Below are 10,988 nucleotides of genomic sequence, written 5' to 3'. Positions count from 1 at the left end.
CGTGGAGAGGCGCCCCCCCCCGCCCCCCCCCCCCCCACCCAACGGCCCCCCTCCAACATCCGAAATCCCCCTCCCAACGTTTGTTACTCTCCCCTCCCCCCCCCCCCCCTCCCCCCCCCCCCCCACACCGGGGAACCGGACTATGCCAGGCGAATCGCACGATTCGGTCTGGTGCGGGGGACATGGCACGATGCTCGGCATGTCCTCCGCACCGAACGGTCTTCACCAGTACCCGATCGTGCAGGCCCCGATGGCGGGCGGCGGTTCCTGTCCGCCGCTTGCCGCCGCCGTGTGCGAGGCGGGCGGGCTGGGCTACCTGGCCGGCGGCTACAAGACCGCCGACGGCATGTACCAGGAGATCAAGCGGCTGCGCGGGCTGACCCGCCGCCCCTTCGGCGTCAACCTCTTCGTCCCGCAGGCCACTTCGGTCGACCCCGCCGCCGTCGAGGCCTACCGCGGGCAGCTCGCCGGCGAGGCCAGTTGGTACGAGGTCTCCCTCGCGCCCGAGGACACCGTGGGCACCTGCGACGACGGCTACGACGCCAAACTCGCCATCCTCCTCGAAGACCCCGTTCCGGTGGTCTCCTTCACCTTCGGGTGCCCCCCGGCCGAGGTGCTCTCGGCGCTGCGCCAGGCCGGCACCCGCACCGTGGTCACCGTGACCTCCGTCGAGGAGGCCAGGGCCGCGCAGGAGGCGGGAGCCGACTGCGTCTGCGTCCAGGGCATCGAGGCGGGCGGCCACCAGGGCACCCACCGCGACGACCCGCACCTCGACGGGACGGCGGGCCTCGGCCTGCTGGCGCTGGTCGGGCAGGTGCGGGAAGCCGTCGCGCTCCCGATCGTCGCCGCGGGCGGCATCATGCGGGGCTCGCAGATCGCCGCCGTGCTGGCCGCGGGCGCGGAGGCCGCGCAGCTCGGCACCGCCTTCCTGGCCTGTCCCGAGTCGGGTGCCGACCCGGCGCACAAGAAGGCCCTGACCGACCCGCTGTTCACGCACACGGAACTCACCCGGGCCTTCTCGGGCCGGCCGGCGCGCGGGCTGGTCAACCGCTTCATGCGGGAGCACGGGCCGTACGCGCCCGCCGCCTACCCCCAGGTCCACCACATCACCTCCGGCCTGCGCAAGGCCGCGGCGGCGGCCGGGGACCCGCAGGGCATGGCGCTGTGGGCGGGGCAGGGGCACCGGTTGGCCAGGCCGTTGCCCGCCGGGCAGCTGGTGGAGGTACTGGCGGCCGAACTGGCCGAAGCGCAGAGCGTGTTGCAGATGTTGAAGATGAGGAGTGCGTCATGACCGCCCCCGTGTTCGTGGTCGAAGAGGTCCCCGCGGGGCCGGAGTTCGTCCTGGACGGTCCCGAAGGCCGCCACGCGGTGTCCGTGAAGCGGCTGAACCCCGGCGAGGCGGTGGTCCTCGCGGACGGCCGCGGGCGGTGGGCCGAAGCCGTGGTCAAGGCGGCGGAGGGCAAGGACCGGCTGGTGGTGGCGGTCGAGTCGGTCCACGAGGAGCCGGAGCCGCCGGTACGGATCACCGTGGTCCAGGCGCTGCCGAAGGGGGACCGGGGCGAGCTGGCCGTCGAGACGATGACCGAGACCGGGGTCGACGCGGTGGTGCCGTGGCAGGCCTCGCGGTGCATCACGCAGTGGCGCGGGGAGCGGGGGGCGAAGGCGCTGGGGAAGTGGCGGGCGACCGCGCGGGAGGCCGGCAAGCAGTCCCGCCGGGTCCGGTTCCCGGAGGTCGCCGAGGCCATGTCCACGAAGCAGGTCGCCGCGCTGCTGGCGGGGGCGGACCTGGCGGTGGTCCTGCACGAGGACCGGGAGGCGGCGTCGCTGGCGTTGGCCACGGCGGAGCTTCCGGTGGCGGGGGCGATCGTGGTCGTCGTCGGGCCCGAGGGTGGGGTCTCGCCGGAGGAGTTGGCCGTCTTCGAGGAGGCGGGGGCGAAGCCGTACCGGCTGGGGCGGTCCGTCCTGCGGACCTCCACCGCCGGCACCGCCGCGGTGGCCGTCCTCCTGGCCCGCACGGGCCGCTGGTCCTAACCACCGCCGACGCCGTCCGCCGCGGCGTGCGTGCCCTCAATCGCCGGGCGGGCTTGGTGGGGCCAAGTTCCGCCTCGCCGGCGTTTGAGGCGCTGCCGGTGCCCGCCGTGGCGCGCGTGCCTCCGACGGGTCCTCAATCGCCGGGCGGGCTTGATGGGGCCGAGTTCCGCCTCGCCTGCGTTTGAGGCGCTGCTGGTGCCCGCTGTGGCGCGCGTGCCTCCGGCGGGCCCTCAATCGCCGGGCGGGCTTGAGGGGGTCAAGTTCCGCCTCGCCGGCGTTTGAGGCGCTGCTGGTGCCCGCTGTGGCGCGCGTGCCTCCGGCGGGTCCTCAATCGCCGGGCGGGCTTGAGGGGGTCAAGTCCAGCCTCGCCTGTGGTTGAGGCGCTCCTGGTGCCCGCTGTGGCGCGCGTGCCTCCGGCGGGTCCTCAATCGCCGGGCGGGCTTGAGGGGGTCAGGTCCAGCCTCGCCGGCGTTTGAGGCGCCGCCGGAGGCATCGGGGGGTGTGCCTCCGGCGGGCCCTCAAACGCCGGGCGGGCTTGAGGTGGTCGGGCAGGTTCAGCCTCGCCGGCGTTGGAGGCGTCGGTGGGGGCGTTTACGATGCGGGGGAGTCGATCACTGCTACGGAGGCGCCGCACATGGCCGGGGAACCTCAGGCTGACTGCCTGTTCTGCAAGATCGTCAAGGGGGAGATCCCCTCGACCGTGGTCCACGAGACCGAGACGACCCTCGCCTTCCGGGACATAAGCCCCAAGGCGCCGACGCACGTCCTCGTCATTCCCAAGGTCCACTACCCGGACGCCGCCTCCCTCGCCGCCGCCGAACCCGCCGTCGCGGGCGACGTGCTGCGCGCCGCCGGAGAGGTCGCGGCGCAGGAGAAGGTCGACGGCTCCGGCTACCGGATCGTCTTCAACACCGGCGCGGGCGCCGGCCAGACCGTCTTCCACGCGCACGCCCACGTGCTCGGCGGCCGCGGCCTCGAATGGCCCCCGGGATAGCCGTGTCCGTACGCGAGTTCGTGGTGCTGGGCACCGCCAGCCAGGTGCCCACGCGCCACCGCAACCACAACGGCTACCTCCTGCGCTGGGACGGCGAGGGCATCCTCTTCGACCCGGGCGAGGGCACGCAGCGCCAGATGCTGCGGGCCGGAGTCGCCGCGCACGACATCAACCGGATCTGCGTCACCCACTTCCACGGTGACCACAGCCTCGGCCTCGCCGGGGTGATCCAGCGGATCAACCTCGACCAGGTCCCGCACCCCGTCACCGCGCACTACCCCGCCTCCGGCCAGAAGTTCTTCGACCGGCTGCGCTACGCCACCGCCTACCGGGAGACGGTCGCGCTCGCCGAAGCCCCCGTCGCCGCCGACGGGGTGCTGGCGAGCGGGGCGACGTACACCCTGGAGGCCCGGCTGCTCTCGCACCCCGTGGAGTCCTACGGGTACCGGATCACCGAGCCCGACGGCCGCCGCATGGTGCCCGAACTGCTCGCCCGCCACGGGATCGAGGGCCCCGACGTCGGTCGGCTCCGGCGCGACGGCGAGCTGAACGGCGTCACCCTCGACGAGGTCAGCGAGCACAAGCCGGGCCAGCGCTTCGCCTTCGTCATGGACACCCGGCTCTGCCCCGGCGTCGACGCCCTCGCCGAGGGCTGCGACATGCTGGTCATCGAGTCGACGTTCCTCGACGCGGACGAGCGCCTCGCCACCGACCACGGCCACCTGACGGCCGCCCAGGCCGCCCGGGTCGCCCGCGCGGCCGGGGTCCGCCACCTCGTGCTGACCCACTTCTCGCAGCGCTACACGGACCCGGCCGACTTCGAACGCGAGGCCCGCGCCGCCGGGTTCGAGGGCGAGCTGACCATCGCGGCCGACCTCGCCCGGGTCCCGCTGCCCAAGCGCGGGTAGCGGGCCGCCGGGGACCGCAGCAGCACCCGCAGCGGCGTGCGCCCCGGCAACGGCCGCACGGTCACCTCGACGACCGTCAACTCCGGCGCGCCCACCCGCGGCAGCCGCCCGGAGAGCGCCGCCCCGGCCCCCGCCGCCAGGACCGCGGCCGGGGCCCCGCCCCGGCGCCGCACCGAACCCGGCACCAGCGGACGGCCCCCCGCGTGCAGGGCGACCGCGGTCAACGGCACCGCCACCGCGAGCAGCAGCCCGCCCAGCACCAGCCCCATCACCGGGAACCCGGCCCGCTCGGCCAGCAGACTGCCCGTGACCGGGCCGCACGCCACCCCGAGGGAGGACGCGGAGCCCGCCAGCACCGCCCAACGGCCGCGCGGATCCAGCGCCGCGGCGAGACCGATGGCGTACGAGAGGACCACCGGGTAGAGCGCGTTCCACAGGATCTCGCCCGCGGCGAAGGAGCCCAGGCCCCGCGCGGCGCAGGACGCGGCCACGCAGAGCGCGATCAGCGCCGTGCCCGCCCCGATCGGCACCGCCCGGCCGAGGCGCGCGCCCAGCGCGGACGCGGCGGTGACCCCGAGCAGCCCGGCGCCGAGCGCGGCAGCGAAGACCATGCCCAGCGTCACCTCGGACAGGCCCGCCTGCTGGGACCCGATCCGCCCGCTGACCCCCCACAGCGCGTTCTGGGCCAGCGACCACAGCATCAGCGCCCCGGCCAGCACCGCCCCGGCCCGCGGGTACGGCAGCCGGGAGGCGGAGCCCCGTACGCGGTCGCGCCCGGCCGGGGCCGACGCCCCGGCGGGCCGCCCGGCGAGGCGCCCGGTGGCGGGCCAGGCCAGTGCCGCGACCAGCGCGATCGCGGCGAAGGGCAGCCCGTGGCCGCCGCCGAGCCGGGGCAGGGCCAGGTACAGCGCCCCCGCGGTCGCCGACACCGACAGCAGCCCCACGGCCGAGGTGCGGTGCGGATCCCGCTGGGCGGCGATCCCGGAGGCGGCGACGGCGGTGGCCGTACCGGAACCGAAGCCGCCGACCACCGCCCCCACCACGACCAGCGGCAGCAGGGAGGTGGCGGCGGCCGTGGCGTAGCCCGCGACGGCGAGCAGCAGCCCCCACCGGGCGAGCGGGCGCGGCCCGTGGCGCGGGATGCGGGAGGCGAGGGCGAAGCCGGCGGCGGCGGAGCCGAGCAGCAGCACCGAGCCGATGAGCCCGGCCTGGGCGGAGCTGAGCGGGAGGTGCGCGTCGAGCCGTCCGACCACCGTGGGCAGCAGGTACGGGGCGACGTAGCCGGCGGTGAAGAGGGCGACGAGGGGCCAGGAGGCGGGGTGCTCCGGGGCGTGGTCGGACACGGTGGATCCAGGTGGCGCGCGGGTGGTTCGAGGCACCGCGTGAGAAGCGGGGGCCCATATCTATCAAGCGACCGGAGTCGGGGAGAAGGGCGATCCACTGGTGATCTGGGACACACTGGGGTTTGCGCCGGCCCGAGGAGGGCAGGGCTGGCAGCTCTCCGGACCCTCCACGCCGCGTACGAAACGGGGAACACGCCGTGACCAGTCGCAACAGCCGTCAGAACGGGAACAGAGCCGCCGGCGAGCAGGTGGACCCGCTCGGTCCGCTCCGGTCGCCCCGCGATCCGGACTGCGACGTCTTCCTGACCGGCACGGTCTTCCTCGACATCATCTTCACCGGCCTCGACTCGGCCCCGGTGCGCGGCACCGAGTCCTGGGCCCGCGGCATGGGTTCGAGCCCCGGCGGAGTCGCCAACATGGCGACCGCGCTCGCCCGGCTGGGGCTGCGCACCTCGCTCGCCGCGGCCTTCGGCGACGACCACTACGGCGAGTACTGCTGGGACGCGCTGGAGCAGGGCGAGGGCATCGACTTGGCGATGTCGCGCCGGATTCCCGGCTGGCATTCGCCCGTCACCGTCTCGATGGCCTACGAGGGCGAACGCACGATGGTCTCCCACGGCCACGAGGCGCCCCCCGGAGCCGCTTCCGACCCCATCCCGGACTGCCCGCCCCGGGCCAGGGCCGCGGTCGCCTCACTGGCCCCCGGGCGCCGCGAGGAGTGGGTCGCCGCGGCCGCGCGCCGCGGGGCCCGGGTCTTCGCGGACGTCGGCTGGGACGAGAGCGGGCGCTGGGACCTGGACGCGCTGGACCTGGACCACTGCGAGGCCTTCCTGCCGAACGCCGCGGAGGCGGTCCGGTACACGGGTGCGGACTGCCCGCGCGCGGCGGCCCGGATCCTGGCCGAGCGGGTCCCGATCGCGGTGGTCACGATGGGCGCGCAGGGCTCGTACGCGGTGGACGGCCGGACCGGGGAGAGCGCCGAGGTCCCGGCGATCGAGGTGGAGGCCCTGGACCCCACGGGCGCGGGTGACGTGTACGTGGCGGGCTTCGTCACCGGCACCCTCGCCGGCTGGCCGCTCGCGGACCGGCTCGCCTTCGCCGGCCTGACCGCGGCCCTGTCCGTGCAGGAGTTCGGCGGCTCGCTGTCCGCCCCCGGCTGGTCGGAGGTGGCCCACTGGTGGCACGCCCTGCGGGCCCGGCCCGGCGGGGTCCCCGAGGGGCTGCGGCACTACGGGTTCCTGGAGGACCTGGTGCCCGGGGACGCCGCAGCGGCCGAGGAGGCGCGCCGGGCCGTGCGCCGCCGGGCGGTGCCCACGATCGGCTTCCGCCACTCCGCGTAGCCGCGCCGCCGTGACCTGGCGCGGGGGCTCGGGAAATCCCTTCGGGCATCCGGGTGCGGAGTCGTACGCTTGGTAATCCAGAGGGTCGTCGATCGGCGAGACCCCTCGACGGGAGGTATGTGCAGGCCTCAGAGCCGGCCCATGACTCAGACACCGACATCCCGCACCCCCGCAGTGCCGGGGCAGGCACGAGCCCACTTCACCGTCCCGGCCAAGCACCCGATGGTGACGGTGCTCGGATCGGGAGACGCCCTCTTGCGCGTGATAGAGCGGGCGTTCCCCGCCACCGACATCCATGTGCGGGGCAACCAGGTAAGCGCGGTCGGGGAAGCGGCGGAAGTCGCCCTCGTCCAGCGCCTCTTCGACGAGATGATGCTGGTGCTCCGCACCGGACAGCCGATGACGGAGGACGCAGTGGAACGGTCGATCGCGATGCTCCGTGCCAATGGCGCGGGCGACGGGAGCCGGGGCGGCGAGGAGACCCCGGCCGAGGTGCTCACCCAGAACATCCTCTCCAGCCGCGGCCGCACCATCCGCCCCAAGACCCTCAACCAGAAGCGGTACGTCGACGCGATCGACAAGAACACGATCGTCTTCGGCATCGGCCCCGCCGGTACCGGCAAGACCTACCTGGCGATGGCCAAGGCGGTCCAGGCCCTCCAGTCCAAGCAGGTCAGCCGGATCATCCTGACCCGCCCCGCGGTCGAGGCGGGCGAGCGCCTCGGCTTCCTGCCCGGCAGCCTCTTCGACAAGATCGACCCGTACCTGCGGCCGCTCTACGACGCCCTGCACGACATGATCGACCCCGACTCGATCCCGCGCCTGATGGCGGCGGGCACGATCGAGGTCGCACCGCTGGCCTATATGCGGGGTCGCACCCTTAATGAGGCTTTTGTCGTGCTCGACGAGGCGCAGAACACCACGCCCGAGCAGATGAAGATGTTCCTCACCCGGCTCGGGTTCGACTCGAAGATCGTCGTCACCGGTGACGTGACCCAGGTCGACCTCCCGGGCGGGACCAAGAGCGGTCTGCGCCAGGTCCAGGAGATCCTCGAAGGGGTCCCGGACATCCACTTCTCACGGCTCACCTCCGAGGATGTCGTCCGGCACAAGCTCGTCGGCCGTATCGTCGACGCGTACGAGCAGTACGACAGCCACAACGGGAAGTAGTCCAGAAGCACCATGTCGATCGACGTCAACAACGAGTCCGGAACCGATGTCGACGAGCAGGCGATCCTCGACATCGCCCGCTACGCGCTCACCCGGATGAGGATCCACCCGCTGTCCGAGCTGTCCGTCATCGTGGTCGACGAGGCCGCGATGGAGCAGCTGCACATCCAGTGGATGGACCTGCCCGGACCCACCGACGTCATGTCCTTCCCGATGGACGAACTGCGTCCGCCGTCGAAGGACGACGAGGAGCCCCCGCAGGGGCTCCTCGGTGACATCGTGCTCTGCCCCGAGGTCGCCAAGAAGCAGGGCGAGGACGCGCCGACGCAGCACTCCATGGACGAGGAGCTCCAGCTCCTCACCGTCCACGGGGTGCTGCACCTGCTCGGCTACGACCACGAGGAGCCCGACGAGAAGGTCGAGATGTTCGGCCTGCAGGCGGCCATCGTGGACGGCTGGCGCGGCGAGCGCGGGATGACCGGGGCCTCTCCCGCCCCCACCGTCTCGTGACCGCCCCCCAGCTGATCACCGGGGCGGTCCTGCTGGTCGTGGTGGCCTGGTTCGCGGCCTGCGCCGAGTCCGGGATCGCCCGCATGTCCAGCTTCCGCGCCGAGCAGGCCGTGCGCGAGGGGCGGCGCGGCAGCGCCAAGCTCGCCCAGGTCGCCGCCGACCCGACCCGCTACCTCAACGTGGCCCTGCTGGTGCGGGTCACCTGCGAGATGGCGGCCGGGGTCCTCGTCACCTACGTGTGCCTCGACGCCTTCGGCGAGAACTGGACGGCGCTGCTCACCGCCATCGCCGTGATGGTGCTGGTCTCCTTCGTCGCGGTGGGCGTCTCCCCCCGCACGATCGGCCGCCAGCACCCGCTGAACACCGCGACCGCGGCGGCGTACGTCCTGGTGCCGCTGGCCCGGGTGATGGGCCCGATCCCGCAGCTGCTGATCCTCATCGGCAACGCGCTGACCCCCGGGAAGGGCTTCCGCAAGGGGCCGTTCGCCTCCGAGGCCGAGCTGCGCGCGATGGTCGACCTGGCGGAGAAGGAATCGCTGATCGAGGACGACGAGCGCCGGATGGTGCACCAGGTCTTCGAGCTGGGCGACACCCTGGTGCGCGAGGTGATGGTGCCGCGCACCGACCTGATCTGCATCGAGCGGTACAAGACGATCCGTCAGGCGACCACGCTCGCGCTGCGGTCGGGCTTCTCGCGCATCCCGGTCACCGGGGAGAACGAGGACGACATCGTCGGGATCGTCTACCTCAAGGACCTGGTCCGCAAGACGCACGTCAGTCGCGAGGCGGAGTCCGAACTCGTCACCACCGCCATACGCCCGGCGGTCTTCGTGCCCGACACGAAGAACGCGGGCGACCTGCTGCGCGAGATGCAGCAGGTCCGCAACCACGTCGCCGTCGTCATCGACGAGTACGGCGGCACGGCCGGGATCGTCACCATCGAGGACATCCTGGAGGAGATCGTCGGCGAGATCACCGACGAGTACGACCGCGAACTGCCTCCCGTCGAGGAACTCGGGGGCGACCGCTACCGGGTGACGGCCCGTCTCGACATCACCGACCTCGGCGAGCTGTTCGGGGTGGAGGACTTCGACGACGAGGACGTGGAGACGGTCGGCGGGCTGCTCGCCAAGGCGCTCGGTCGGGTGCCGATCGCGGGGGCGTCCGCGCTCCAGGAACTGCCCGACGGCCGCAAGCTGCGGTTGACCGCCGAATCGCCGGCGGGCCGCCGGAACAAGATCGTGACCGTGCTGGTCGAGCCGGTCGAGCCGGCGCCGGCCGTCGAGGGGGAGAGCGCATGACGCCCGCCGAGCTGCGTGCCTTCTGCCTCGGATTCAACGCCGTGGTCGAGGAGTTCCCGTTCAATCCGGAGACCTCGGTCTTCAAGGTGCTGGGGAAGATGTTCGCGCTCTCGGCGCTCGACGGGACCCCGCTCACGGTCAATCTCAAATGCGAACCGGAAGCCGCGGTGCGGTTGCGCGCCGAGCACGAGGCGGTCGCCCCGGGCTGGCACATGAACAAGCGGCACTGGAACACGGTGACCGTGGGCGGGCTCCCGGACGCGATGGTCAAGGAGCTGATCGAGGACTCGTACGACCTGGTGGTCGCGGGGCTGCCGCGGGCGGAGCGGCTGCGGCTCGACCGGCCCTGAGGGTGCCGCGGGGGACGGGCGCGGGCCGCCTGGCGGAACGGGCTGGGAGCAAGGTCACAATTTTTCATGACCTTCGGATCATCGGAATTGCTTACTTTACGCTTAGGTTTGCTTCCGCCAAGCAAGATCCGTTCCTGGAGTCCTCGTGCAGCGCCGTACCCGTTTCGCCGCGACCGCCCTCGCGGCCGCCTCCCTGCTCTTCGTCGCCGCGTGCCAGGGCGGCGAGAAGAGCGGCGCGAAGGCCGGCGACAAGGGCGGCTCGGCCGCGTCCGCCAAGGGGTCCGGGGCGCTGACGGCCGAGCAGGCCCAGAGCGTGCTGCTGACGGTGGCGGACCTCTCCAGCGGGTGGAAGCTCGACGAGGACACCGTCATCGACAACGGCGACGCCAAGAGCCGTGAGTTCGGCGCGGCCAAGCCGGAGAGCTGCAAGGCCGTCGTCGACCTGGTCGACACCGGCCGGCTGCTGACCGACTACAAGATGAGCCGCCAGGCCGTCTTCAGCGACGCCTCCGGCAGCAGCCTGATGCTCCAGGACGTCAGCGGCTACGAGAACGCGGCCGACGCCGAGCGCGCCGTGAGCGCACTGGCCGCGACGGTCAAGGCCTGCGGGTCCTTCGAGGCCAGCTACGAGGGCAAGGCCGCCCTCGCCAAGGCCGAGGTCTTCGACATCCCGGCCCTCGGCGAGCAGTCCACCGGCCTGCGCGTGCAGTTCAAGAACGAGGAGCACGTCGTGGACCAGGACATCGCGGTGATCCGGGTCGGCGCGGTGATCAGCACCGTCCACAACAACTGGGGCGAGGGGCAGCGCGGGGAGAAGGACTTCGACCGCGCCATCCACAAGGTGGAGACCTCGCTGAAGGCCATCAAGCCGACTGCCTAGTCGCAACCCTGAGCCGGGGGGCCAGGGGGGGGTATGGAGGGGAGAGGGGGGGGGGGGGGGGGGGGGACCAGGCTCGGCGGGGCGGGTCACTCGCTCCTCCCCCCGAGGACAGGACCACAGAGAAAAACACAACACCCGTCCGCCCCGCCGCGGGGACAGAC

At 73.0% G+C, this 10,988-nt stretch carries 11 protein-coding genes; 10 read left to right on the top strand and 1 reads right to left on the bottom strand.

Going from position 1 to position 10,988, the window contains the following annotated elements; all coding sequences use genetic code 11:
- The first annotated feature begins 199 nt into the window (after window positions 1–199).
- The 4 genes from ACZ4UB_RS30035 (at window position 200) to ACZ4UB_RS30020 (ending at window position 3,933) form a co-directional block, all read left to right on the top strand.
- Window positions 200–1,291, top strand: coding sequence for a nitronate monooxygenase (locus tag ACZ4UB_RS30035; RefSeq protein WP_468074951.1), 1,092 nt, complete (start codon window positions 200–202; stop codon window positions 1,289–1,291).
- Entirely contained in the window at window positions 1,288–2,031 is a 744-nt protein-coding gene (locus ACZ4UB_RS30030) for a 16S rRNA (uracil(1498)-N(3))-methyltransferase (RefSeq protein WP_468074949.1), read from the top strand. Before ACZ4UB_RS30035 ends, ACZ4UB_RS30030 begins: the two co-directional genes overlap by 4 nt.
- A gap of 634 nt (window positions 2,032–2,665) precedes the next feature.
- Window positions 2,666–3,025 (top strand): histidine triad nucleotide-binding protein, encoded by a 360-nt coding sequence (locus ACZ4UB_RS30025; protein WP_467956899.1) that lies wholly within the window; start codon window positions 2,666–2,668, stop codon window positions 3,023–3,025.
- Window positions 3,026–3,027: 2 nt separating this feature from the next.
- Window positions 3,028–3,933, top strand: a complete 906-nt coding sequence (locus tag ACZ4UB_RS30020) for a ribonuclease Z (RefSeq protein ID WP_468074947.1) — start codon at window positions 3,028–3,030, stop codon at window positions 3,931–3,933.
- Here the strand turns inward: ACZ4UB_RS30020 and ACZ4UB_RS30015 are convergent.
- Window positions 3,825–5,276, bottom strand: coding sequence for an MFS transporter (locus tag ACZ4UB_RS30015; RefSeq protein WP_468074945.1), 1,452 nt, complete (start codon window positions 5,274–5,276; stop codon window positions 3,825–3,827). The genes ACZ4UB_RS30020 and ACZ4UB_RS30015 overlap by 109 nt on opposite strands.
- A 197-nt stretch (window positions 5,277–5,473) precedes the next feature.
- Between ACZ4UB_RS30015 and ACZ4UB_RS30010 the strand changes: the two genes are divergently transcribed.
- The 6 genes from ACZ4UB_RS30010 to ACZ4UB_RS29985 all read left to right on the top strand — a co-directional run bounded on the left by ACZ4UB_RS30010 (window position 5,474) and on the right by ACZ4UB_RS29985 (window position 10,827).
- Window positions 5,474–6,616 carry a carbohydrate kinase family protein gene (locus ACZ4UB_RS30010; protein WP_468074943.1) on the top strand — a complete coding sequence of 381 codons (1,143 nt, stop codon included), beginning with the start codon at window positions 5,474–5,476 and terminating at the stop codon, window positions 6,614–6,616.
- Window positions 6,617–6,757: 141 nt separating this feature from the next.
- On the top strand, window positions 6,758–7,786 hold the full coding sequence (locus tag ACZ4UB_RS30005) for a PhoH family protein (protein WP_468074941.1): 1,029 nt from the start codon (window positions 6,758–6,760) through the stop codon (window positions 7,784–7,786).
- Between the two features lie 12 nt (window positions 7,787–7,798).
- The gene (gene ybeY, locus ACZ4UB_RS30000; RefSeq protein WP_354380195.1) at window positions 7,799–8,296 is read left to right on the top strand and encodes an rRNA maturation RNase YbeY; all 498 of its coding nucleotides are present in this window, start codon (window positions 7,799–7,801) and stop codon (window positions 8,294–8,296) included.
- Window positions 8,293–9,597 (top strand): hemolysin family protein, encoded by a 1,305-nt coding sequence (locus tag ACZ4UB_RS29995; RefSeq protein ID WP_468074939.1) that lies wholly within the window; start codon window positions 8,293–8,295, stop codon window positions 9,595–9,597. The genes ybeY and ACZ4UB_RS29995 overlap by 4 nt, the downstream gene beginning before the upstream one ends.
- On the top strand, window positions 9,594–9,947 hold the full coding sequence (locus ACZ4UB_RS29990) for an MmcQ/YjbR family DNA-binding protein (protein ID WP_354380193.1): 354 nt from the start codon (window positions 9,594–9,596) through the stop codon (window positions 9,945–9,947). The genes ACZ4UB_RS29995 and ACZ4UB_RS29990 overlap by 4 nt, the downstream gene beginning before the upstream one ends.
- 145 nt (window positions 9,948–10,092) lie before the next feature.
- A complete protein-coding gene (locus tag ACZ4UB_RS29985) occupies window positions 10,093–10,827 on the top strand; it encodes a hypothetical protein (RefSeq protein WP_468074937.1) in 735 nt (244 codons plus the stop codon).
- Window positions 10,828–10,988 lie beyond the last annotated feature (161 nt).

This window comes from Streptomyces sp. NPDC028419, from assembly GCF_055565515.1.
This window is presented reverse-complemented; position numbering and strand designations above follow the sequence as displayed.

Excerpts from the sequence above, each read along its gene's own strand:
- ACZ4UB_RS30035 (WP_468074951.1), top strand. The coding sequence starts at position 200 with ATGTCCTCCGCACCGAACGGTCTTCACCAGTACCCGATCGTGCAGGCC.
- ACZ4UB_RS30030 (WP_468074949.1), top strand. The coding sequence starts at position 1,288 with ATGACCGCCCCCGTGTTCGTGGTCGAAGAGGTCCCCGCGGGGCCGGAG.
- ACZ4UB_RS30025 (WP_467956899.1), top strand. The coding sequence starts at position 2,666 with ATGGCCGGGGAACCTCAGGCTGACTGCCTGTTCTGCAAGATCGTCAAG.
- ACZ4UB_RS30005 (WP_468074941.1), top strand. The coding sequence starts at position 6,758 with ATGACTCAGACACCGACATCCCGCACCCCCGCAGTGCCGGGGCAGGCA.
- ybeY (WP_354380195.1), top strand. The coding sequence starts at position 7,799 with ATGTCGATCGACGTCAACAACGAGTCCGGAACCGATGTCGACGAGCAG.
- ACZ4UB_RS29990 (WP_354380193.1), top strand. The coding sequence starts at position 9,594 with ATGACGCCCGCCGAGCTGCGTGCCTTCTGCCTCGGATTCAACGCCGTG.